Source organism: uncultured Streptococcus sp., assembly GCF_901875575.1.
Lineage (GTDB): Bacteria > Bacillota > Bacilli > Lactobacillales > Streptococcaceae > Streptococcus.
The window spans coordinates 20,433-42,705 of sequence record NZ_CABFMF010000009.1 but is presented as its reverse complement, the minus strand read 5'-3'; the positions used below and the strand labels follow the sequence as shown (position 1 = coordinate 42,705).

The 22,273-nt window shown below is 40.8% G+C and carries 25 protein-coding genes; 23 read left to right on the top strand and 2 right to left on the bottom strand.

What is annotated here, in order from left to right; genetic code table 11:
• The 16 genes from QZ114_RS02190 to QZ114_RS02115 form a co-directional block, all read left to right on the top strand.
• On the top strand, positions 1 to 444 hold a 444-nt coding region (locus tag QZ114_RS02190), incomplete at its 5' end, for an LPXTG cell wall anchor domain-containing protein (RefSeq protein ID WP_295499298.1).
• 179 nt (positions 445 to 623) lie between these two features.
• Positions 624 to 1,754 (top strand): radical SAM family heme chaperone HemW, encoded by a 1,131-nt coding sequence (hemW, locus tag QZ114_RS02185; RefSeq protein ID WP_295499295.1) that lies wholly within the window; start codon positions 624 to 626, stop codon positions 1,752 to 1,754.
• Between the two features lie 4 nt (positions 1,755 to 1,758).
• Positions 1,759 to 2,496: an acyl-[acyl-carrier-protein] thioesterase gene (locus QZ114_RS02180; protein ID WP_295499292.1), complete on the top strand. Its 738-nt coding sequence runs from the start codon at positions 1,759 to 1,761 to the stop codon at positions 2,494 to 2,496.
• 3 nt (positions 2,497 to 2,499) lie between these two features.
• Complete coding sequence (locus tag QZ114_RS02175) at positions 2,500 to 3,273, top strand: TIGR01457 family HAD-type hydrolase (RefSeq protein ID WP_295499289.1); 774 nt, start codon at positions 2,500 to 2,502, stop codon at positions 3,271 to 3,273.
• A complete protein-coding gene (locus tag QZ114_RS02170) occupies positions 3,263 to 3,880 on the top strand; it encodes a TIGR01906 family membrane protein (RefSeq protein ID WP_295499286.1) in 618 nt (205 codons plus the stop codon). The genes QZ114_RS02175 and QZ114_RS02170 overlap by 11 nt, the downstream gene beginning before the upstream one ends.
• 211 nt (positions 3,881 to 4,091) lie before the next feature.
• Positions 4,092 to 4,493 carry a Spx/MgsR family RNA polymerase-binding regulatory protein gene (locus QZ114_RS02165; RefSeq protein ID WP_007556665.1) on the top strand — a complete coding sequence of 134 codons (402 nt, stop codon included), beginning with the start codon at positions 4,092 to 4,094 and terminating at the stop codon, positions 4,491 to 4,493.
• Positions 4,494 to 4,772 carry a UPF0223 family protein gene (locus tag QZ114_RS02160; protein WP_295499281.1) on the top strand — a complete coding sequence of 93 codons (279 nt, stop codon included), beginning with the start codon at positions 4,494 to 4,496 and terminating at the stop codon, positions 4,770 to 4,772.
• The gene (locus QZ114_RS02155; RefSeq protein ID WP_295499278.1) at positions 4,762 to 5,535 is read left to right on the top strand and encodes an inositol monophosphatase family protein; all 774 of its coding nucleotides are present in this window, start codon (positions 4,762 to 4,764) and stop codon (positions 5,533 to 5,535) included. The genes QZ114_RS02160 and QZ114_RS02155 overlap by 11 nt, the downstream gene beginning before the upstream one ends.
• Positions 5,536 to 6,840 carry an RsmF rRNA methyltransferase first C-terminal domain-containing protein gene (locus QZ114_RS02150; protein ID WP_295499275.1) on the top strand — a complete coding sequence of 435 codons (1,305 nt, stop codon included), beginning with the start codon at positions 5,536 to 5,538 and terminating at the stop codon, positions 6,838 to 6,840. It begins immediately after the preceding gene.
• A 219-nt stretch (positions 6,841 to 7,059) separates the two neighbouring features.
• On the top strand, positions 7,060 to 7,938 hold the full coding sequence (locus tag QZ114_RS02145; protein ID WP_295499272.1) for a phosphate ABC transporter substrate-binding protein PstS: 879 nt from the start codon (positions 7,060 to 7,062) through the stop codon (positions 7,936 to 7,938).
• Entirely contained in the window at positions 7,938 to 8,855 is a 918-nt protein-coding gene (gene pstC / locus QZ114_RS02140) for a phosphate ABC transporter permease subunit PstC (RefSeq protein WP_001070903.1), read from the top strand. The genes QZ114_RS02145 and pstC overlap by 1 nt, the downstream gene beginning before the upstream one ends.
• The gene (gene pstA / locus QZ114_RS02135; RefSeq protein WP_295499267.1) at positions 8,845 to 9,729 is read left to right on the top strand and encodes a phosphate ABC transporter permease PstA; all 885 of its coding nucleotides are present in this window, start codon (positions 8,845 to 8,847) and stop codon (positions 9,727 to 9,729) included. Before pstC ends, pstA begins: the two co-directional genes overlap by 11 nt.
• A gap of 10 nt (positions 9,730 to 9,739) precedes the next feature.
• Positions 9,740 to 10,543, top strand: a complete 804-nt coding sequence (gene pstB, locus QZ114_RS02130) for a phosphate ABC transporter ATP-binding protein PstB (RefSeq protein WP_295499265.1) — start codon at positions 9,740 to 9,742, stop codon at positions 10,541 to 10,543.
• A gap of 12 nt (positions 10,544 to 10,555) precedes the next feature.
• Positions 10,556 to 11,314 (top strand): phosphate ABC transporter ATP-binding protein PstB, encoded by a 759-nt coding sequence (pstB, locus tag QZ114_RS02125; RefSeq protein ID WP_295499260.1) that lies wholly within the window; start codon positions 10,556 to 10,558, stop codon positions 11,312 to 11,314.
• An 11-nt stretch (positions 11,315 to 11,325) separates the two neighbouring features.
• Positions 11,326 to 11,979 (top strand): phosphate signaling complex protein PhoU, encoded by a 654-nt coding sequence (gene phoU, locus QZ114_RS02120; RefSeq protein WP_000946458.1) that lies wholly within the window; start codon positions 11,326 to 11,328, stop codon positions 11,977 to 11,979.
• Between the two features lie 157 nt (positions 11,980 to 12,136).
• Complete coding sequence (locus QZ114_RS02115) at positions 12,137 to 12,952, top strand: ABC transporter substrate-binding protein (protein ID WP_295499255.1); 816 nt, start codon at positions 12,137 to 12,139, stop codon at positions 12,950 to 12,952.
• Positions 12,953 to 12,972: 20 nt separating this feature from the next.
• On the opposite strand, the gene QZ114_RS02110 is transcribed toward QZ114_RS02115, so the two are convergent.
• On the bottom strand, positions 12,973 to 14,244 hold the full coding sequence (locus QZ114_RS02110; protein ID WP_295499253.1) for a PLP-dependent aminotransferase family protein: 1,272 nt from the start codon (positions 14,242 to 14,244) through the stop codon (positions 12,973 to 12,975).
• A gap of 1,270 nt (positions 14,245 to 15,514) precedes the next feature.
• Positions 15,515 to 15,787, bottom strand: coding sequence for a hypothetical protein (locus QZ114_RS02105; protein WP_295499249.1), 273 nt, complete (start codon positions 15,785 to 15,787; stop codon positions 15,515 to 15,517).
• Between the two features lie 24 nt (positions 15,788 to 15,811).
• Here QZ114_RS02105 and budA point away from each other — a divergent pair, with 24 nt between their 5' ends.
• The 7 genes from budA to QZ114_RS02070 all read left to right on the top strand — a co-directional run bounded on the left by budA (position 15,812) and on the right by QZ114_RS02070 (position 22,250).
• A complete protein-coding gene (gene budA / locus QZ114_RS02100) occupies positions 15,812 to 16,543 on the top strand; it encodes an acetolactate decarboxylase (protein ID WP_295499246.1) in 732 nt (243 codons plus the stop codon).
• 9 nt (positions 16,544 to 16,552) lie between these two features.
• The gene (locus QZ114_RS02095; RefSeq protein ID WP_295499243.1) at positions 16,553 to 17,305 is read left to right on the top strand and encodes a YhfC family intramembrane metalloprotease; all 753 of its coding nucleotides are present in this window, start codon (positions 16,553 to 16,555) and stop codon (positions 17,303 to 17,305) included.
• A gap of 109 nt (positions 17,306 to 17,414) precedes the next feature.
• Positions 17,415 to 18,320, top strand: a complete 906-nt coding sequence (murB, locus tag QZ114_RS02090; protein WP_295499240.1) for a UDP-N-acetylmuramate dehydrogenase — start codon at positions 17,415 to 17,417, stop codon at positions 18,318 to 18,320.
• A gap of 148 nt (positions 18,321 to 18,468) precedes the next feature.
• Complete coding sequence (locus tag QZ114_RS02085) at positions 18,469 to 19,626, top strand: ABC transporter ATP-binding protein (protein WP_295499237.1); 1,158 nt, start codon at positions 18,469 to 18,471, stop codon at positions 19,624 to 19,626.
• A complete protein-coding gene (locus QZ114_RS02080; RefSeq protein WP_045606044.1) occupies positions 19,607 to 20,413 on the top strand; it encodes an ABC transporter permease in 807 nt (268 codons plus the stop codon). Before QZ114_RS02085 ends, QZ114_RS02080 begins: the two co-directional genes overlap by 20 nt.
• On the top strand, positions 20,410 to 21,183 hold the full coding sequence (locus tag QZ114_RS02075; protein WP_295499231.1) for an ABC transporter permease: 774 nt from the start codon (positions 20,410 to 20,412) through the stop codon (positions 21,181 to 21,183). The genes QZ114_RS02080 and QZ114_RS02075 overlap by 4 nt, the downstream gene beginning before the upstream one ends.
• Positions 21,180 to 22,250 carry an ABC transporter substrate-binding protein gene (locus QZ114_RS02070; protein WP_295499228.1) on the top strand — a complete coding sequence of 357 codons (1,071 nt, stop codon included), beginning with the start codon at positions 21,180 to 21,182 and terminating at the stop codon, positions 22,248 to 22,250. Before QZ114_RS02075 ends, QZ114_RS02070 begins: the two co-directional genes overlap by 4 nt.
• Positions 22,251 to 22,273 lie beyond the last annotated feature (23 nt).

Sequence of the window (22,273 nt, the reverse complement as noted above, 5' to 3'; positions counted from 1 at the left end):
GTAACACCTAAGAAACCAGATGGGTCAACATACCCACCAGGAACCAAGGTAGAGATTCCAGGTAAGAATGGAAACACCATTACTGTAATCATTGGAGAAGACGGCAAAGGTACAGTACCAAATAGTGAATTGCCAGATGGTAAAGTACCAGGAGTAGCTAAGATTACAGAACCAGGCAAACCAACTGAAGAAGTCCCAGTGGTAACAACGCCAGCGAAACTGACACCAACCGTAACACCTGCTACCAATGGAAATTCTGGTCAAGATACAGCTTCATTAACAACTCCAATTCCAAATGCTAGTGATAATGAAGCTAAAGCAAATGATTCTCAAAATGTATTGCCAAATACAGGAACAGAATCAAATGCGACTCTTGCCTCTCTAGGACTTCTTGGTATTCTAAGCGGTTTAGGACTTGCTCTTGGAAAGAAAAAAGAAGACTAAAATAAAATTTAGTCACAGCAACAGTCATTCTTTTGTGTTGTAAAGACAAGCTAGATTGGTTCTAAGAATCATTTTAGCCATAAAATACAAAGGATGTTTAGATAGAGAAAGCGAACAATGCTAGGATTTTGTTAAACGGAATTCTAAGTATTGTTCGCTTTTGTGGTATAATAATTACTATGCAGGAAAAACCAACATCAGCTTATGTGCACATCCCATTTTGTACCCAGATTTGTTATTATTGTGATTTTTCAAAAGTCTTTATCAAGAATCAGCCAGTAGATAGTTATTTGGAACATCTGTTAGAAGAGTTTCGTTCTTATGATATTCAAAAGTTGCGAACCCTCTATATTGGTGGTGGGACACCAACAGCACTATCAGCTCCGCAACTGGAGGTATTATTGGATGGATTGACTAAAAACTTGGACTTGTCTGTCTTGGAGGAGTTGACCATTGAAGCCAATCCGGGTGACCTGGATGCGGATAAGATAGCTGTTTTGAAAAACTCAGCTGTCAATCGTGTTTCGCTAGGTGTTCAAACTTTTGATAACAAAATGCTTAAAAAAATTGGGCGTAGTCATTTGGAACAGGATATTTATGAAAATATTGACCGTCTCAAACTTGCTGGTTTTCATAATATTTCCATCGACTTGATTTATGCCCTTCCCGGTCAGACCATGGACCAGGTTAAGGAAAATGTTGCTAAGGCCATAGGGTTAGATATTCCCCATATGAGCCTTTATAGCTTGATTTTGGAAAATCATACGGTCTTTATGAATCGAATGCGAAGAGGGAAATTGCCCCTTCCTAAAGAGGAACTGGAAGCAGAGATGTTTGAATACATCATAACTGAGCTTGAGCGAGCTGGTTTTGAGCATTATGAAATTTCCAATTTCTCTAAACCCGGTTTTGAAAGTCGTCACAATCTCATGTACTGGGACAATGCAGAGTATTATGGTATCGGTGCAGGTGCTTCTGGTTATGTGGATGGTGTTCGCTATAAAAACCATGGTCCCATTCGTCATTATCTTAGTGCAGTTGAGGAAGGCAATGCTCGCATCACAGAAGAGCATCTGAGTCAAAAGGAGCAAATGGAAGAAGAAATGTTCCTAGGACTCCGCAAGAAATCAGGAGTTTCCATGCCCCGATTTGAAGAAAAATTCCAATGTTCTTTTGATAGACTTTATGGTGAAATCGTCAGAGATTTGATCCAACAAGGACTCATGCAAGTAGATGGCGATCGTGTGAGAATGACAAAGAAGGGTCTCTTTTTGGGAGATACCGTAGCAGAACGATTTATTTTGGAGTAGAATTATGGGCTTAACTTATCAAATGCAGATGAAAATTCCTTTTGATATGGCTGACATAAACGGTCATATCAAATTACCAGACTTAATTTTGCTATCCTTGCAAGTATCGGGAATGCAGTCAATTGAGCTAGGAGTTAGTGATAAGACTGTGTTGGACCAGTACAACTTGGTTTGGATTATCACAGACTATGAAATCGATGTGGTTCGTTTGCCTCGTTTTGCGGAAGAAATTACCATCGAAACAGAAGCCATTAGTTATAATCGACTCTTTTGTTATCGTCAATTTACCATTTATGATGATGGAGGACAAGAGCTTATCCATATGATGGCAACTTTTGTCCTCATGAATCGTGATAGTCGAAAAGTTCATAGTGTTGAGCCAGAGATTGTTGCTCCCTACCAGTCTGAGTTTTCTAAAAAATTAATTCGAGGCCCAAAGTACGATAATTTGGAAAATCCAAGCAGCAAGGACTATCGTGTTCGTTTTTATGATTTGGATATGAATGGCCATGTCAATAACAGTAAATACCTAGATTGGATTTTTGAGGTAATGGGGGCTGACTTCTTGACTAAGCATATTCCCAGGAAGATTAATCTAAGATATGTTAAGGAAGTTAAACCAGGAGGAATGATTACTTCAGCTGTTGAATTGAACGAATATGAAAGCAAACATGAGATTATAAGTGATGGGGCAACAAATGCACAGGCTATCATTACTTGGCAAGAAATAAAAAGGATGTAAAAGATGACTTATAAAGGCTATTTAATTGATTTAGACGGGACTATTTACAAGGGGAAAAATCGGATTCCAGCAGGAGAGGCTTTCGTTCATGAGTTACAGAAGCGAAATATTCCCTATCTGTTTGTGACCAATAATACTACACGTACTCCTGAGAGTGTTCAGGAAATGCTAGCTCAGAATTTTGATATTGATACTCCCTTATCAACTGTATATACGGCAACCTTGGCAACCATTGACTACATGAATGACTTGGGACTAGAAAAGACAGCCTATGTTATAGGAGAGGCTGGTCTTAAAGAAGCCATTAAGGAAGCTGGATACATTGAAGATACCGAAAATCCAGCCTATGTAGTAGTTGGCTTAGACTGGCAGGTGGATTACGAAAAATTTGCGACGGCGACCCTTGCTATTCAAAAAGGTGCCCACTTTATCGGAACCAATCCTGACCTCAATATTCCTACAGAACGTGGTCTTTTACCTGGAGCAGGCTCTTTGGTGACCCTTCTTGAAGCGGCTACACGAGTTAAAGCCGTTTATATCGGAAAACCAAATGCCATTATTATGGATAAGGCTGTCCAGCATCTTGGTTTTGATAGAGAAGATTTGATTATGGTCGGGGACAACTATCTGACAGATATTCGAGCAGGAATCGATAATGGGATTCCAACGCTCCTAGTAACGACTGGTTTTACTAAGGAAGAAGAAGTAGCAGACCTGCCAATTGCACCAACTCATGTTCTTTCTAGTTTAGCGGAGTGGAATTTTGATGAAAACTAAACTGACCTTTTGGGGAAGTATGCTCTTTCTCCTCTCTCTCTCAATCCTCCTGACCATTTATCTGGCTTGGTTTTTTTATCCGCTGGAAATTCAGTGGCTGAACTTAACGGATCGAGTCTATCTGAAACCAGAAACCATTCAGTACAACTTTCATATCTTGATGAATTACCTGACAAATCCTTTTTATCATATCTTGCAGATGCCTGATTTTCGTTCATCAGAAGCTGGTCTGCATCACTTTGCAGTTGTAAAGAATCTATTTCATCTTGTTCAGCTACTTGCTTTGGTCACCCTGCCAATTTTCTATTACTTTGTCAAAAAGATTGTGAAAAAGGGCTTTCTGTCAATCTTTAGGAAGAGTCTCTTACTCTTAGTTTTCTTGCCTTTATTAATCGGATTAGTAGGAGTTTTGATTGGTTTTGATCAATTCTTTACCCTTTTCCATCAAATTCTCTTTGTTGGCGATGATACTTGGCTTTTTGATCCAGCTAAGGATCCAGTTATTTTGATTCTACCAGAGACTTTCTTCCTTCATGCCTTTCTCCTCTTTTTTGCCCTCTATGAAAGCTTCTTTGGCTATCTGTATCTGAAAAGTCGTAGGAAGTGAATTGAAAGATGTTTTTATTTGTATATATTAAAATGCATATCATTTGAAACCATCGTTAAGAGTGAATTAACCAAATCTAGAATCTATCAATTGTTCGTCAACAGTCTATTTTTCTCTGAAAAAAAGAGGCTTTTTTTCCAAAAATCTCTAGTCAAGCGCTTTATTTTTTTGTATAATAGAAATAGCAAAGTATAGATAAGAAGAGAACAGCATGATTACACTATTTTTATCACCGAGCTGTACATCATGTCGTAAGGCAAAGGCCTGGTTAGAGACGCATAAGGTGCCCTTTGAGGAGCACAATATTATGACCAGTCCTCTAACAAGAAAAGAATTGCAACACATTCTTTCCTTGACCGAAAATGGTACTGATGACATCATTTCAACTCGTTCAAAAATTTTTCAAAAATTGAATATCGATGTGGAGAGTATCTCAGTATCAGAGCTGCTTCATTTAATTGAGCAGTATCCGAGCCTTTTGCGGCGTCCAATCATTATTGATGCTAAGCGCATGCAGATTGGTTTTAATGAAGATGAGATTCGTGCCTTTCTCCCTCGTAGTTACCGAAAGCAAGAACTGAAAGAAGCAAGATTGAGAGCTGGTATTAGTTAGATGAACAAACAGTATAGTTACCCACTAGATTTGTCGTGGAGCACTGAAGAACTTGCTTCAGTGCTTTATTTTTTTAATGATGTTGAAGCTGCCTACGAAGAAAAGATAGAAGCTAGAAAGTTATTAGACTCTTATAAGGCCTTTAAAAATGTCGTTCCAAGTAAGAGCGAAGAGAAACGTTTGGGGAGAGAATTTGAAACGGTAAGTGGCTATTCGCTATACCGAGCAGTAGAGGCCGCTAAGGAAAAAGGAGAAGGGAAGATTTCTCTTGGAAAGTAAATTTGAATTTGCCAAAAGCCTTGTCAAGCAAGCAGGCCAGTATATTCTTGACCACATGGAGGAAGATTTACAGATAGAAACTAAATCTTCTCCTACTGACCTCGTGACTCGTCTGGACAAGGAAGTTCAGGACTTCTTAGTTGATCAAATTTTATCCCTTTATCCTCAGGACTCTATTTGTGCGGAAGAAGGTTGTCTGCGTGCTTCCGTAAAAGAAGGGGCGGTTTGGGTGATTGATCCCATTGATGGTACCAATAATTTTGTGGCCCAGCAGGAGGATTTTGCTATTATGCTTGCCTATTTTGAAAATGGGCAGGGCCAGTTTGCGCTGATTTATGATGTGGTCAAAGGGGACTGTTACCATGGTGGAGGAGCTTTTCCTGTTTGTTTAAATGAAAGCCCCTTACCTACATTTAAAAGAAAACCTCTCGGAGATTTTCTAATTGCAGCTAATGCAGGAATGTTAGAGAAAAATGAATGGGGATTGGCCGATCTAGGTCGTGCAGCCCTTGGAGTACGTGTCTATGGAAGCGCGGCAATTAGTTTTGCTAAGATTTTGTCAGGCTGCTTATTGACCTATGTGACCTATCTGCAACCATGGGATTATGCTGCTGCTAGTATTTTGGGAGAAAGTCTTGGCTATAAAGTTGTGACCCTTTCAGGACAAGCCCTAGATTTTAAAACCAGACAGGCTGTTATGATGGTTCCTGTTGAAATGCGGGAGGAAATTCAGTCCTATTTATACGAAAGGAAAGAAAACTAAATGCAATTTCCAGAAGGATTTGTTGAAAAATATAAAGAGATACTAGGAGATGAGGCAAGAGATTTTCTTGCCTCTTTTGAGGGGGAAGCCGTTTCAGCCTTTCGGGTCAATCCTTTAAAAGAATCACCAGTTTCCTTCCCAGATGCCATTCCTCAAACACCTTGGGGACATTATGGTAAGGTTTCAGGTAAATCACCTGAGCATGTAACAGGTCTCGTTTATTCTCAAGAACCGGCTGCTCAAATGGTAGCTCAGGTAGCCCAGCCCAGTCCTGGAATGAAAGTCTTGGATTTGGCAGCTGCACCAGGTGGTAAATCGACTCAACTAGCAGCCTATCTAGCAGGGGAGGGGCTTCTTGTTTCTAATGAAATTTCTAGCAAACGGGCTAAGATTTTGGTTGAAAACATGGAGCGCTTTGGCGCTAGAAATGTAGTAGTAACCAATGAATCTGCTGACCGCTTGGCCAAGGTCTTTAAAGGCTATTTTGACCTAATCGTTCTTGATGCCCCATGCTCTGGTGAAGGGATGTTTCGTAAGCAACCAGATGCTATGGACTATTGGAGCTTGGATTATCCGAGTCAATGTGCTAGCTTGCAAAGAGAAATTCTAGCGGATGCAGTGACCATGCTAGCAGAAGGTGGTCGTTTGGTTTATTCAACCTGTACTTGGGCACCCGAGGAAAATGAGGAAATTGTTAAATGGCTCTTGGATGAGTATGAGTTTGAGCTACTGCCTATTGAACAGATAAATGGTATGACAGCAGGCATTGACTTGTCAGAAACAGCTCGTATGTATCCTCATCATTTTAAGGGGGAAGGACAGTTTGTAGCCCATTTACAGTTTAAGGGTCATAATCAAGCACCTAAATATAAGGCAAGTAAGAGCAATCTCAGTCGTGAGCAAGTCAGTTTGTGGCAGGACTTTGTCCAAAAACACCTAAAAATTTCCTTGAGCGGTATCCTACAAACTTTTGGAGATCAACTTTATCTCTTGCCAGAAAGTTTACCGGACTTAGGAAAACTCAAGATTGCTCGGAATGGTTTACACCTGGGAATTTTTAAGAAGAAGCGATTTGAACCAAGTTTTGCCCTTGGTTTGGCTTTGAAACCTAGTCAGGTTAAAACATCAGTTGAAATCGGACAGGATGATTTTAGCAAGTATGTAGCTGGAGAAACCATTCAACTGGCTGAGGCTTTACCGAATGGATGGTATCAAGTTTTAGTTCAAGGGAATGGTTTAGGATTTGCAAAAGTGACTGGAAATATTTTGAAAAATTATTATCCAAAAGGTCTACGCTTTAAGTGAAAATACTAGTCAAAGTAGCTTGTCTATGTTATAGTGGAAGTATGGATTTTTTTAAATAGTTTTTCAGTTTAAGTGAAAAATATTTCAGATAATAATCTGATACATTTCTTGTAATATTAGGCTAGATTGGGCAGTCAGCTCTTATTTTAAAAAAGAAATAGATAAATAAATAGTATGAAAAATTCAAAGTATTCACCATTATTTTCAAGGAGAAAAACAGTGAAAAAAAGGAAAAAACTCGCTTTAACCCTTGCAGCTTTCTTGCTGGTAGGCTCTCTGGCGGGATGTGCGAGCTGGATTGATCGTGGAGAATCCATGACAGCTGTCGGTTCCACTGCTCTTCAACCTCTTGTTGAAGCAGCAGCAGATGAATTTGGCACTAGGCACCTTGGCAAAACAGTTAATGTTCAAGGAGGAGGCTCTGGTACAGGTTTGTCTCAAGTTCAGTCTGGTGCAGTTGATGTTGGAAATTCAGATGTTTTTGCTGAAGAAAAAGACGGGATTAATGCCTCAGCTTTAGTGGACCACAAGGTTGCAGTAGCTGGATTAGCTGTCATTGTCAATAAGGAAGTTGATGTTGAAAATCTAACAACAGAACAACTCCGTAGCATCTTCACAGGTCAAGTAACCAACTGGAAAGAGGTGGGAGGGAAAGACCTAGCCATTTCCATTATTAACCGTGCGGCAAGTTCTGGTTCACGTGCGACCTTTGACAGTGTCATCATGGATGGTCAATCTGCTGTACAGAGTCAAGAGCAGGATTCAAATGGGATGGTTAAATCAATCGTTTCACAGACACCAGGAGCTATTTCTTATCTCGCTTTTGCCTATGTGGATGATTCTGTAAAAAGTATGAAGTTGAATGGCTATGAGCCGATTTCAGAAAATGTGACTACCAATAACTGGCCTTTGTGGTCCTATGAACACATGTACACATTAGGTCAACCCAACGAATTGGTGGCAGAATTTCTCAACTTTGTCCTCTCAGATGAAGCGCAAAGTGGAATCGTTAAGGGGATGGGCTATATTTCTGTTAAGGAAATGAAGGTTGAAAAAGATGCTGTAGGAACGGTGACAGCACTAGAAGGGAGTCACTAATGAATCAAGAAGAATTAGCTAAAAAATTACTTTCTCCCTCAAAGAACTCTCGTTTAGAGAAATTAGGAAAAGGCTTGACCTTTGCCTGTCTGTCGTTGATCGTCATCATTGTGGCCATGATTTTGATTTTCGTAGCCCAAAAAGGTTTGTCGACCTTCTTTGTCAATGGGGTCAACATCTTTGATTTCCTCTTTGGACAAACTTGGAATCCTTCAGGTAAACAATTTGGTGCCCTTCCCATGATTTTGGGCTCCTTTATTGTCACAATCCTATCAGCCCTTATCGCAACTCCTTTTGCCATTGGTGCAGCTGTCTTTATGACCGAGGTCTCGCCAAAAGGTGCTAGAATCTTGCAACCAGCCATTGAATTGCTAGTTGGAATTCCTTCAGTCGTGTATGGATTTATCGGTTTGCAGGTCGTTGTTCCTTTTGTTCGTAGTGTATTTGGTGGAACTGGATTTGGGATTTTGTCAGGTATTTTTGTTCTCTTTGTCATGATTTTACCGACGGTAACCTTTATGACAACGGACAGCTTACGTGCGGTGCCTCGTCATTACCGCGAAGCTAGTTTGGCTATGGGGGCAACTCGTTGGCAAACTATCTGGCGCGTAACCTTAAAGGCAGCGCGTTCAGGGATTTTCACCGCTGTTGTCTTTGGGATGGCGCGTGCCTTTGGTGAGGCTTTGGCTATTCAGATGGTAGTCGGAAACTCAGCCGTTGTCCCAACTTCACTAACAACACCTGCTGCGACCTTGACTTCTGTTTTGACCATGGGTATTGGAAATACCGTTATGGGAACCGTTGACAATAACGTTCTCTGGTCACTGGCCTTAGTCTTGCTCTTGATGAGTTTGGCCTTCAACAGTGTGATTAAATTGATTACGAAAGAGAGAGGAAAGAAAAACTATGCACGCTAAGAAATTAGATAAAATTGCAACAGCTGTCCTCTACACAATCGCAGGGATTATTGTGGCCATCTTGGCATCCTTGATTCTTTATATCTTGGTTCGTGGTTTACCCCATATCTCTTGGTCTTTCTTGACAGGCAAATCATCTTCTTACCAAGCAGGTGGGGGGATAGGAATTCAGCTCTATAATTCCTTCTTCCTTTTGGTCATCACCTTGATTATCTCTGTACCCTTGTCTATGGGAGCTGGGATTTTCCTAGCTGAATATGCAAAAAAGGGTCCTGTGACCAACTTTGTCAGAACCTGTATTGAGATCTTGTCTTCATTGCCATCTGTGGTTGTAGGTCTCTTTGGTTACTTGATCTTTGTAGTCCAGTTTGAGTATGGATTTTCAATCATTTCAGGAGCCTTGGCCTTGACAGTCTTTAATCTTCCTCAGATGACTCGTAATGTTGAAGATAGCTTAAAGCATGTTCACCATACGCAACGTGAGGCAGGCTTAGCCCTTGGGATTTCACGCTGGGAGACTGTGGTTCATGTGGTCATTCCAGAAGCCCTTCCAGGTATTGTAACGGGTGTCGTCTTGGCCTCTGGTCGTATCTTTGGTGAGGCTGCTGCTCTTATCTATACTGCAGGGCAATCTGCACCAGCACTAGACTGGTCTAATTGGAATATTCTTAGTGTTACCAGTCCAATTTCCATCTTCCGTCAAGCTGAAACCTTGGCAGTACATATCTGGAAAGTTAACAGTGAAGGAACCATTCCAGACGCTACGATTGTTTCAGCAGGTTCTGCAGCAGTTCTTTTGATCTTTATCTTGATCTTTAACTTTGGAGCCCGCAAACTCGGAAGCTATTTACATAAGAAATTAACCGCTGCCTAAAGGAGAAGCCATGTCAAAATATAATTGGGATGAAAAGCATATCATCACCTTTCCTGAAGAGAAAGTGGCCCTCTCTACCAAGGATTTACATGTTTACTACGGTAAAAAAGAATCCATCAAGGGCATCGATATGCAATTTGAAAAAAATAAAATTACAGCCTTAATTGGCCCATCTGGATCAGGGAAATCAACCTACCTCCGCAGTCTCAACCGTATGAATGATACCATTGATATTGCCAAGGTCACAGGTCAAATCCTCTATCAAGGAATCGACGTCAACCGTCCAGAAATCAATGTTTATGAGATGCGTAAACACATCGGAATGGTCTTCCAACGACCAAATCCCTTTGCCAAGTCTATCTATCGCAATATCACTTTTGCTCATGAACGAGCAGGTGTTAAGAACAAGCAAGTCTTGGATGAAATTGTGGAAACCTCTCTTCGTCAGGCTGCTCTTTGGGATCAGGTCAAAGACGATTTGCACAAGTCAGCCTTGACCCTTTCAGGTGGTCAGCAGCAACGTCTCTGTATCGCTCGTGCTATCTCTGTTAAACCAGATATCCTCTTGATGGATGAGCCGGCGTCAGCCTTGGATCCAATTGCGACAGCCCAGCTGGAAGAAACCATGTTGGAATTGAAGAAGAACTTTACTATCATCATCGTGACCCACAGTATGCAGCAGGCTGCGCGTGCTAGTGACTACACAGGATTTTTCTACTTGGGTGACTTGATCGAGTATGATAAGACGTCTAATATTTTCCAAAATGCTAAACTGCAGTCAACCAATGACTACGTAACAGGACACTTTGGATAGAAAGGAAACAGTATGACAGAAGCGATTTTACAGGTGTCAGACCTGTCCGTTTACTACAATCAAAAAAAGGCCTTGAATAGTGTTTCCCTATCCTTCCAACCTAAGGAAATTACAGCCTTGATTGGCCCATCTGGTTCAGGAAAGTCAACTCTTCTTAAAGCTATCAACCGCATGGGGGATCTCAATCCAGAGGTGACCACAACTGGTTCGGTGGTTTATAACGGCCACAATATTTACAGCCCACGTACAGACACAGTTGAATTGCGTAAGGAAATCGGTATGGTCTTTCAACAACCAAACCCTTTCCCTATGTCTATCTACGAAAATGTTGTTTATGGCCTTCGTATCAATGGAGTGAAGGACAAGCAGGTTCTGGATGAAGCAGTGGAAAAAGCCTTGCAACGTGCTTCCATCTGGGATGAGGTCAAGGATCGCCTACATGATTCAGCTATCGGGCTTTCAGGTGGACAACAGCAACGTGTCTGTGTTGCCCGTGTCTTGGCAACTAGTCCTAAAATCATTCTCTTGGATGAACCGACTTCAGCCTTGGATCCTATCTCAGCTGGTAAAATTGAGGAAACCTTGTATGGTTTAAAAGATAAATACACCATGCTCTTGGTTACGCGTTCCATGCAACAAGCTTCTCGTATCTCTGACAAGACAGGATTTTTCCTAGCTGGAGATTTGATCGAGTTTAACGATACTAAGAAGATCTTCCTCAACCCACAACATAAGGAAACAGAAGATTATATTTCAGGAAAATTTGGATAAGGAGATAAATGATGTTACGTTCTCAATTTGAAGAAGATTTAGAGAAATTGCACAACCAGTTCTATGCTATGGGACAAGAAGTGCTATCCCAAATCAATCGTACGGTACGTGCCTTTGTTACGCATGACCGTGATTTGGCCAAAGAAGTCATCGAAGACGATGCAGAGGTAAACGAATACGAGGTGAAATTGGAGAAGAAATCATTTGAAATGATTGCCCTTCAACAACCAGTTTCTCAAGACTTGCGTACTGTTCTAACAGTCTTAAAAGCCGTATCTGACTTGGAGCGTATGGGGGATCATGCCGTTTCCATTGCAAAAGCAGCCATTCGTATGAAGGGGGAGCAACGTATCCCAGCTGTTGAAGAAGAAATCAAGAGAATGGGTCGCGATGTCAAGAACTTCGTTGAAGCAGCCCTTGAACTCTATCTGAATGGTTCAGTGGATCAGGCCTATGAAGTAGCAGCCATGGACGAAAAAATCAACCATTACTTTGATAGTATTCGTGACTTGGCTACGGAAGAAATCAAGAAAAATCCAGATGCCATCGTTACAGGTCGTGATTATTTCCAAGTGATTGCCTTCTTGGAACGTATTGGAGACTATGCAAAAAATATCTGTGAATGGGTTGTTTACTTTGAAACAGGTAAGATTGTAGAATTGTAAGTTGGGGTTATTTTGTATAAAAAGGAGCTATCGATCAGATAAAAGCTCTTTTTTTGTATTTAAAAAATAATTTTGAGATAAAAAATTCAAAAAACACTTGACAAGTAAGTTGTGTAGAGTTATAATTATACAAAATTAACAGAGAGGTTGTTTATTTATGAAATCAAAAAAATGGATATTTGTTTTATGTAGCTTTCTTGCAAGTTTCTTCTTAGTAGCTTGTCAGTCAGGTTCTAATGGTTCTCAGTCAGCTGTTGAGGCCATTAAGCAAAAGGGGAAATTAGTTGTGGCGACTAGTCCTGATTATGCACCTTTTGAATTCCAAGCCTTGGTTGACGGGAAAAATCAGGTAGTCGGTGCGGACATTGATATGGCTCAAGCTATCGCTGATGAACTTGGAGTTAAGTTGGAAATCTCAAGCATGAGTTTTGACAATGTCTTGACCAGTCTACAAACAGGTAAGGCTGATCTAGCAGTGGCGGGAATTAGCGCTACTGAAGAGAGAAAGGAAGTCTTTGACTTTTCAATCCCTTACTATGAAAACAAGATGAGTTTCTTGGTTCGTAAGGCTGATGTAGAAAAATACAAGAATCTACCAAGCCTTGAAAGTGCCAATATTGCAGCCCAAAAAGGAACTGTTCCAGAATCAATGGTCAAGGAACAATTGCCAAAAGCTCAATTAACTTCCCTAACGAATATGGGTGAAGCAGTCAATGAACTACAGGCTGGAAAAGTAGATGTTGTTCATATGGATGAGCCTGTTGCGCTTAGTTATGCTGCTAAAAATGCGGATCTAGCTGTCGCAACTGTCAGCTTGAAGATGAAGGATGGCGAAGCTAATGCAGTTGCCCTTCGAAAAAACAGTGCTGATTTGAAAGAAGTGGTGGACAAGGTTATCCAAAAACTCAAGGATGACGGTACCTATCAAAAATATCTTGAAAAAGCAGCAAGCTTAACAGAAGTTGAACAATAAGCAAAAAGCAGAGTTGGAAGTCAGTCCAATTCTGCTTTTAAATAGTTTAAAACCTTTTCCAGATTGTCTAAGGATACCTTGACAAATTGATAAGGGCAGGCACCTAAGTAAGCATCTTCAAAGAAGTCCAAGCCCAGTTGGCTGTGTTTGAGACTGGCAATTTTAGGGTAGTGGGTGAGGTCTAATAAGACTCCGTCATGTAAGGGAAAGTGGGGAAGGGGACAAGGAAGTCGGTCCACTATTTCCTCTAGTTGCTTTTGGTAACGATCTTGACCAACCAATCTAGCTAGTCTGTTTTTTTCAAATAATTGACTATCAATGTAAAGTGATAGGGCTTTTTGCATGATGAGATTGCTATCATAGTCTAAGATGTTTTTGTAGGCAACAAAGGCTTCTTTGATACAATTTGGTAGGATGAGTGCCGTAATCCGCAGGGCTGGAAAAAGGCTGGTTGAGAAGGATTTGATGTAAATCACCCGATCCTCCCTGTCTAGGTAGTGGAAGGATGGATTTTTTTTTGCATCCAAGTCTCCCAGATAATCATCCTCCACGATGAAAACATTGTACTGAGAGGCCAAGGAAAGAATGGATTTTTTTTCCTCTTCTGAGTAGGAATGACCTAAAGGATAATGAAAACGAGGAATGGTGTAGAAAAACTTTATCTTTCCAGTCTTGAAGTGACTTTCAAGTTCTTCAATGTCTATGCCATTAATTCGTCTTTCGATAGTTTGGTAGGAGAGCCCTTGAGCAATCAAGAGACGGTTCATCCGATGATAGGTCGGTTGTTCGACCAAGATATCAGTTGTTTGACTTGGGAACGTAATCTGAGAGAGAATGAAGAGAGCCTGTTGGGTACCAGATGTGAGAACCAGTTGATCCGGTTTACAGTAAAGCCCCTGCTCAAAGAGAAGTTTATGAACAGACTGTCTAAGTTCATCTAATCCTTCATGGTTATCATAGTAGTTAAAGAGGTAGTTTTCACGTCCTATCAAGGTTTCGTTAACACAGAGTCGGAAATCGTCATAGGCACTGGCATGTTCGTCAGTGACTTCGATTTCCAAGTCTTGATGTTGTCCCTGTTCCAGCACATAGTAGCCACTCTGGGGTTTGGCGTAGAGATATTGTTCATGCCGTAATTCCAGTAGCGCTCGTTGAATGGTATCTTTGCTACAGTGAAAGTCAAGGCTCAGTTGACGGATGGAAGGCAGGCGGCTACCCGTCGGAAAGCGTCCAGACTCGATAGCATTTTTCAGATAGGAAACGACCTCTTGGTACTTGCTTTGTTTCTTCATTCCAGACCTCCCTTGATTTTGTTACATTGTACCTTTTTTTTTCCTTCTTGGCAATGTCTAGGGTGTTTCTCTCGTTCACATCTAGCGGTAAATGTGGTATACTACCATCTTTCATACTTTTTTGAAATCAGAGAGCAACCAAATGCGGATGTGACAGTTTTTCGTAACCTTTTTTCTCTTTAAAACAAAATGTGTATTTTTATTTGGGGTTGGTTTGTTTTAAAAAGTTTTCATGCTAATTTCCCCTAATTACTTGCCCATGTTTTTAGGAAAATGCTTGAAATCGCTTTCTTTCCGTGGTATAACAGAATTGAAAAATAAAAGTATACTAATAACTTGTTAGAAAGGAGTTTAAATCAGAAAATCAAGTTATTTTATCAGTAATATACATTTGTGACTTGAAAGGAGTGTTTTTTATGAAATTAAAAAAACCGTAAGCACAGCTCTTGTTGTATTATCAATATTTTCTATTATGTCTCCTTCTATAGCTTCTGTTAGAGTATTTGCTGATGATGTAACTATCACGGAAGTTTCTGAAATTAGTACCCAAGAGCAAAAACAAATAGATGATGTAGTCAATGTTCTTGAACAAATGTTTAGAAATGGAGTTAATGAAAAAATGTTACTGAATATGTTTATAAAAACTTTTCTCAAAAAGATATTGTTCTTGTGGAAAATGAATTAGAAACTAATATTAATAATCCCTATGACAGAGTCCCTTGGGATGGGAGGATGTATAGTGGGCAAAATACGAGAAGAATTTTTTGCTATGATTAATGTTTCGCTAATTGTTAAGTATGCGTAGAAACAGGCTTGTTCATAATTAGCTAAAGTGGTACTAAGATTTGTTAAAGCTAATGGACTTAAAACAAATATTTATATCATTGCCAGGCAATTGCCTATTTGGGCAGTTCAGTGAGGTATGGAATAATGCGTGATAAAAAATTTCTTATTAAAGAAGCGATTATTAGCTTTTTGATTGGATTTGTATATGCGTATTTAGTGTTACAAAAATTTATCCTTTGGAAAATCCTTTTGTTTGCATTTATTTTTGCAATTATTAATACAATATTTATGTTTGATAGGAACAAAAAATAAATAATGATTTAGTTAAATAAAAAGTGGCCCCTAGGGAAGTGTGTTCCTTAGGGGTTGTTGTACTAGTTCAAGTTTTGTTTCTGTCAAAATCTCAGACTACCCGTCGGAAAGCGTCCAGACTCGATAGCATTTTTCAGATAGGAAACGACCTCTTGGTACTTGCTTTGTTTCTTCATTCCAGACCTCCCTTGATTTTGTTACATTGTACCTTTTTTTTTCCTTCTTGGCAATGTCTAGGGTGTTTCTCTCGTTCACATCTAGCGGTAAATATGGTATACTTAGGAGTAACATTTATAGAATAATACTCTTCGAAAATCTCTTCAAACCACGTCAGCTTCGCCTTGACGTAGATATGGTTACTGACTTCGTCAGTTCTATCTACAACCTCAAAGCAGTGCTTTGAGCAGCCTGCGGCTCGCTTCCTAGTTTGCTTTTTGCTTTTCATTGAGTATAACAGACAAGAAAGTGAATGGATAAGAACGTGCAGGAACCAGTGAAATTATTTCAATACAATACGCTAGGAGCCTTGATGGCTGGCCTTTACGGCGGAACCATGACTGTGGGAGAATTGCTAGAGCATGGTGACCTTGGTTTGGGAACCTTGGATTCAATTGATGGGGAATTGATTGTTCTAGATGGGAAGGCCTATCAAGCCAAAGGCTCTGGTGAGCAGCCAGAGATTGTGGAGGTGTCTCCTAATGCTCTAATTCCATATGCTGCAGTTGTTCCGCATCAAGCAGAGGTTATTTTCCGCCAGCGCTTTGAAATGACTGATAAGGAATTGGAAGCGAGGATTGAGTCTTATTACGATGGGGAAAATCTTTTCAGATCTATAAAGATTCATGGTGAATTTAGCCATATGCATGTTCGCATGATTCCTAAGTCCACACCAGATATCAAATTTGCCGATGTAGCAACCAAACAACCAGAGTATAGCTGTGAGAATGTTACAGGAACTATTGTTGGTTTTTGGACCCCTGAAATTTTTCACGGGGTCAGTGTTGCAGGTTACCATTTGCATTTTATCTCAGATGATCTAACTTTTGGGGGCCATGTGATGGATTTTGTCATTAAAGAAGGAGTTATTGAAGTGGGAGCAGTTGACCAGTTGGATCAACGCTTTCCAGTCCAAGATCGTCAATACTTGTTTGCTAAGTTTAATGTAGAAGAGATGAGAAAAGATATTGAAAAGGCAGAATAGGAGACGAAAATGACCGTTCATATTATCATTACCATGGTGCTGTTGCTGGCTTTCTTGATAGTGAGCATTTGGTATGCCAAAAAGAAATATCAGATCAGTCTAGCTGTCTTGGGATTGGGGGCAGTTGCCTTCTTTCTCTCTTCACAGATTTTGGAAAAACTGGTGCATGTTTTGGTTTTGCATCCTCAAAAAGATGGTAGTATTACCCTCTTGCAAGACCATCCGCTTTTCTATATCTTTTATGGCCTAGCCATGGCAGCATTTTTTGAGGAAACAGCTCGCCTTATTTTCTTCAAATGGTTGGAGAAAAAGAGAAATTTGGAAAAGGCAGATGCCTTGGCTTATGGGTTAGGTCATGGTGGTTTGGAATTGATTTTCTTAGGTCTTGCTAGTCTCCTCAATCTTTACATCGTGCTTTCGGCAGTTCAAACTCAGAATCCACAGGTCATGCAATTGCTGTCTGAAAATATGTTGAAAACTATCCAGTCTTTGTCTGTCTGGCAAATTTACTTGCTTGCTTTTGAACGAATCTTGGCTCTAGGTTTCCAATTACTTTTGACCGTTTGGGTTTACCAAGCTGTTCGTCAGAAGAAATGGATTTATCTCCTAGCAGCCTATGGTCTACATGCTGTCTTTGATCTTGCACCTTCTTTAGCTCAAGTAGGATGGATTACAAGTCCAGTCTTGGTTGAAGTCATTCTACTAGTTGAACTCATTCTAGTTGTCTATGTAACCAAGAACATATTTTGCAAAAAATCATAAAAAGAGGGAAACCTCTTTTTTGTTTAAAATAACCCCAAGGTCTTTTTAGGGTCGTCAAATGGTCATAAAAATGGTATAATGGAATGAATTTTGTAAAAGGAAGAGTACCATGTCAGTAAGAGAAAAAATACTTGAAATTTTAGAAGGAATTGATATTCGTTTTAAGGAACCCTTGCATAGCTATAGTTATACAAAAGTAGGTGGGGAGGCTGATTATTTGGTCTTCCCCCGAAATCGCTATGAGCTAGTTAGAGTTATTAAATTTGCTAATCAAGAAAATATCCCTTGGATGGTTTTGGGGAATGCTAGTAATATCATTGTTCGTGATGGAGGTATTCGTGGCTTTGTTATTTTGTGTGACAAGCTCAATAACGTTTCAGTTGATGGTTATACCATTGAGGCAGAAGCTGGAGCCAACTTGATTGAAACGACACGCATTGCCCTCCGCCACAGTTTGACTGGATTTGAATTTGCTTGTGGCATCCCTGGAAGTATCGGTGGTGCTGTCTTTATGAATGCGGGTGCCTATGGTGGGGAAATCGCCCATATCTTGCAATCTTGTAAGGTCTTGACAAAGGATGGCGAAATCGAAACTCTGTCTGCTAATGATTTGGCTTTTGGTTACCGTCATTCAGCTATCCAGGATTCAGGAGCTGTTGTCTTGTCAGCTAAGTTTGCCCTGTCTCCAGGGAATCATCAGGTTATCAAGCAAGAAATGGAGCGGTTGACTCACCTACGTGAACTCAAACAACCTTTAGAATATCCATCATGCGGTTCTGTCTTTAAGCGTCCAGTGGGTCATTTTGCAGGCCAGTTGATTTCAGAAGCGGGACTTAAGGGCTATCGTATCGGTGGAGTAGAAGTTTCAGAAAAACACGCCGGATTTATGATTAACGTTGCTGATGGAACGGCTAAAGACTATGAAGATTTAATTGAGTCGGTAATTGAAAAAGTCAAGGAACATTCCGGTGTGACCCTTGAGAGAGAAGTCCGTATTTTAGGAGAAAGTAAGTAAGGAAATGGAGTTAATCACCCCTTACTTTATTTAGTTAAGAGAGGGGAAGACAATCAGTTTTTACTTTCATTTCCTCTTTCCAGGATTTCTTTGTGGCCTAACAGAGTCCGAATCTGTCAATTTATGAAAAAGAAGGAATATATGACAATTGAAAAAACCAATTATTGAATTCAAAAACGTTTCTAAAGTTTTTGAAGACAGCAACACTAAGGTTCTCAAAAATATCAACTTTGAGTTGGAAGAGGGGAAATTCTATACCCTTCTAGGCGCATCTGGTTCAGGAAAATCAACCATCCTTAACATCATTGCAGGCTTGCTGGATGCGACGACAGGAGACATTTTACTCGATGGAGTGCGAATCAACGACATCCCAACCAACAAGCGAGACGTCCATACGGTCTTCCAATCCTATGCCTTGTTTCCACATATGAATGTGTTTGAAAATGTTGCCTTTCCACTTCGCTTGCGTAAGATTGACAAGAAAGAAATCGAGCAACGCGTAGCGGAAGTGCTCAAGATGGTTCAGTTGGAAGGTTACGAAAAACGTTCCATCCGTAAACTCTCTGGAGGACAACGTCAGCGTGTGGCAATTGCCCGTGCCATCATCAACCAACCCCGTGTGGTCTTGTTGGACGAGCCTCTGTCAGCGCTAGACTTGAAATTAAGAACAGATATGCAGTATGAATTGCGTGAACTGCAACAACGATTGGGCATTACCTTTGTCTTTGTTACTCACGATCAGGAAGAAGCTCTCGCCATGAGTGACTGGATTTTCGTTATGAATGATGGCGAGATTGTCCAGTCTGGAACTCCTGTGGATATCTACGACGAGCCAATCAACCACTTTGTTGCTACCTTTATTGGTGAGTCAAATATCTTGCCTGGTACCATGATTGAAGACTACTTGGTTGAGTTTAACGGCAAACGCTTTGAAGCGGTCGATGGGGGGATGAAGCCAAATGAGCCTGTTGAAGTCGTGATTCGTCCAGAGGACTTGCGTATTACCCTTCCTGAAGAAGGCAAGCTCCAAGTTAAGGTGGATACCCAGCTCTTTCGTGGGGTGCACTATGAGATTATCGCCTATGACGAACTTGGAAACGAATGGATGATCCACTCGACTCGTAAGGCCATTGTGGGTGAGGAAATCGGTCTGGACTTTGAACCAGAAGACATCCACATCATGCGTCTCAATGAAACCGAAGAAGAGTTCGATGCTCGTATCGAAGAATACGTAGAAATCGAAGAGCAGGAAGCAGGTCTGATCAATGCAATCGAGGAGGAAAGAGATGAAGAAAACAAGCTCTAAACTCTTTGTAGTGCCCTACATGCTCTGGATCGCCCTCTTTGTGTTGGCACCCTTGGTCTTGATTTTCGGTCAATCCTTTTTCAATATTGAAGGACAATTCAGTTTAGAAAATTATAAGTCTTACTTTGCGTCACAAAACTTGACCTACCTAAAAATGAGTTTCAACTCAGTGCTTTATGCAGGCGTTGTGACCTTTGTGACCTTGCTTATCAGCTATCCAACAGCCCTCTTTTTGACTCGTCTCAAACACCGTCAACTCTGGCTTATGCTGATTATCCTGCCTACCTGGATCAATTTGCTCCTTAAAGCCTATGCCTTTATCGGAATTTTTGGTCAAAATGGCTCTATTAACCAATTCTTGGAATTCATCGGAATCGGTTCACAGCAATTGCTCTTTACCGATTTCTCCTTTATTTTTGTCGCAAGCTACATCGAGCTTCCCTTTATGATTTTGCCAATTTTCAATGTTTTGGACGATATGGATAACAATCTCATTAATGCCAGCTATGACCTTGGTGCGACCAAGTGGGAGACCTTCCGTCATGTCATCTTCCCTCTATCGATGAACGGTGTGAGAAGTGGGGTTCAGTCTGTCTTTATTCCCAGCTTGAGTCTCTTCATGCTGACCCGTTTGATTGGTGGAAACCGCGTTATCACACTAGGTACTGCCATTGAGCAGAATTTTCTAACCAATGACAACTACGGTATGGGTTCTACCATCGGTGTGATTCTCATCCTGACCATGTTCATCACCATGTGGGTGACTAAGGAAAGGAGAGAACGATGAAAAGATTTGCCAACCTTTATCTGGGACTGGTCTTTCTTGTCCTCTACCTGCCGATTTTTTACCTGATTGGCTACGCCTTTAATGCAGGTAACGACATGAATAGCTTTACAGGCTTTAGCTTGAGCCATTTTAAAACCATGTTTGGCGATAGTCGTCTCATGTTGATTGTGACTCAGACCTTTTTCTTGGCCTTTCTATCAGCCTTGATTGCGACCATTATCGGGACTTTCGGTGCTATTTACATTTACCAGTCTCGTAAGAAATACCAAGAAGCCTTTCTATCACTCAATAATATCCTCATGGTTGCGCCTGACGTTATGATTGGTGCCAGCTTCTTGATTCTCTTTACCCAATTCAAGTTTTCACTTGGCTTTTTGACCGTTCTATCTAGTCACGTGGCCTTCTCCATTCCTATCGTGGTCTTGATGGTCTTGCCACGTCTTAAGGAAATGAATGGCGATATGATTCATGCGGCCTATGACCTTGGTGCCAGTCAATTTCAGATGTTCAAGGAAATCATGCTTCCTTACCTGACTCCGTCTATCATTGCAGGTTATTTCATGGCCTTCACCTATTCGCTAGATGACTTTGCCGTGACCTTCTTTGTAACGGGAAATGGCTTTTCAACCCTATCAGTCGAGATTTACTCTCGTGCTAGGAAGGGGATTTCGCTAGAGATCAATGCCCTGTCTGCCCTTGTCTTTCTCTTTAGTATTATCCTAGTTGTAGGATATTACTTTATCTCACGTGAGAAGGAGGAGCAAGCATGAAAAAACTCTATTCATTTTTAGCAGGAATTGCAGCCATCATCCTGGTCTTGTGGGGAATTGCGACGCATTTAGATAGTAAAATCAATAGCCGAGATAGTCAAAAATTGGTTATCTACAACTGGGGGGACTACATCGATCCTGAACTCTTGACTCAGTTCACAGAAGAGACAGGAATCCAAGTCCAGTATGAGACCTTTGATTCCAACGAAGCCATGTATACCAAGATCAAGCAGGGTGGAACGACCTATGATATTGCCATTCCTAGTGAATACATGATTAACAAGATGAAGGACGAAGACCTCTTGGTACCGCTTGACTATTCAAAACTTGAAGGTCTTGAAAATATCGGACCAGAGTTCCTCAACCAGTCCTTTGACCCAGGCAATAAATTCTCTATCCCTTACTTCTGGGGAACCTTAGGAATTGTCTACAATGAAACCATGGTAGATCAAGCGCCTGAGCATTGGGACGACCTTTGGAAACCAGAGTATAAGAACTCTATCATGCTCTTTGATGGGGCGCGTGAGGTGCTGGGACTGGGGCTTAATTCCCTCGGATACAGCCTCAATTCCAAAAATCCGCAGCAGTTGGAAGAGACAGTAAACAAACTCTACAAATTGACTCCAAATATAAAGGCTATTGTGGCGGACGAGATGAAGGGTTACATGATTCAGAATAACGCTGCTATCGGCGTGACCTTCTCTGGTGAAGCCAGCCAAATGCTAGAAAAAAATGAAAATCTCCGCTATGTGGTACCGACTGAGGCTAGCAATCTTTGGTTTGACAATATGGTCATTCCCAAAACAGTCAAAAACCAAGATGCAGCCTATGCCTTTATCAACTTTATGTTGAAACCTGAAAATGCTCTTAAAAATGCGGAGTATGTCGGCTATTCAACACCAAACCTACCAGCTAAGGAATTGCTCCCAGAGGAGAAAAAAGAAGACAAAGCCTTCTATCCAGATGCTGAAACCATGAAACACCTAGAAGTTTATGAGAAGTTTGACCATAAATGGACAGGAAAATATAGCGACCTCTTCCTACAGTTTAAAATGTATCGTAAGTAGGAGATAAACGTAAGAAAACGAAT

Coding starts and splice junctions, on each gene's coding strand:
- QZ114_RS02180 (WP_295499292.1), top strand. CDS start 1,759: ATGGGCTTAACTTATCAAATGCAGATGAAAATTCCTTTTGATATGGCT.
- pstB (WP_295499260.1), top strand. CDS start 10,556: ATGACAGAAGCGATTTTACAGGTGTCAGACCTGTCCGTTTACTACAAT.
- QZ114_RS02070 (WP_295499228.1), top strand. CDS start 21,180: ATGAAAAAACTCTATTCATTTTTAGCAGGAATTGCAGCCATCATCCTG.
- QZ114_RS02095 (WP_295499243.1), top strand. CDS start 16,553: ATGACCGTTCATATTATCATTACCATGGTGCTGTTGCTGGCTTTCTTG.
- QZ114_RS02105 (WP_295499249.1), bottom strand. CDS start 15,787: ATGAAAAGCAAAAAGCAAACTAGGAAGCGAGCCGCAGGCTGCTCAAAG.
- budA (WP_295499246.1), top strand. CDS start 15,812: ATGGATAAGAACGTGCAGGAACCAGTGAAATTATTTCAATACAATACG.
- QZ114_RS02075 (WP_295499231.1), top strand. CDS start 20,410: ATGAAAAGATTTGCCAACCTTTATCTGGGACTGGTCTTTCTTGTCCTC.
- QZ114_RS02150 (WP_295499275.1), top strand. CDS start 5,536: ATGCAATTTCCAGAAGGATTTGTTGAAAAATATAAAGAGATACTAGGA.
- phoU (WP_000946458.1), top strand. CDS start 11,326: ATGTTACGTTCTCAATTTGAAGAAGATTTAGAGAAATTGCACAACCAG.
- murB (WP_295499240.1), top strand. CDS start 17,415: ATGTCAGTAAGAGAAAAAATACTTGAAATTTTAGAAGGAATTGATATT.
- QZ114_RS02175 (WP_295499289.1), top strand. CDS start 2,500: ATGACTTATAAAGGCTATTTAATTGATTTAGACGGGACTATTTACAAG.
- QZ114_RS02080 (WP_045606044.1), top strand. CDS start 19,607: ATGAAGAAAACAAGCTCTAAACTCTTTGTAGTGCCCTACATGCTCTGG.
- pstA (WP_295499267.1), top strand. CDS start 8,845: ATGCACGCTAAGAAATTAGATAAAATTGCAACAGCTGTCCTCTACACA.
- pstC (WP_001070903.1), top strand. CDS start 7,938: ATGAATCAAGAAGAATTAGCTAAAAAATTACTTTCTCCCTCAAAGAAC.
- QZ114_RS02170 (WP_295499286.1), top strand. CDS start 3,263: ATGAAAACTAAACTGACCTTTTGGGGAAGTATGCTCTTTCTCCTCTCT.
- QZ114_RS02165 (WP_007556665.1), top strand. CDS start 4,092: ATGATTACACTATTTTTATCACCGAGCTGTACATCATGTCGTAAGGCA.
- QZ114_RS02160 (WP_295499281.1), top strand. CDS start 4,494: ATGAACAAACAGTATAGTTACCCACTAGATTTGTCGTGGAGCACTGAA.
- hemW (WP_295499295.1), top strand. CDS start 624: ATGCAGGAAAAACCAACATCAGCTTATGTGCACATCCCATTTTGTACC.
- QZ114_RS02110 (WP_295499253.1), bottom strand. CDS start 14,244: ATGAAGAAACAAAGCAAGTACCAAGAGGTCGTTTCCTATCTGAAAAAT.
- pstB (WP_295499265.1), top strand. CDS start 9,740: ATGTCAAAATATAATTGGGATGAAAAGCATATCATCACCTTTCCTGAA.
- QZ114_RS02115 (WP_295499255.1), top strand. CDS start 12,137: ATGAAATCAAAAAAATGGATATTTGTTTTATGTAGCTTTCTTGCAAGT.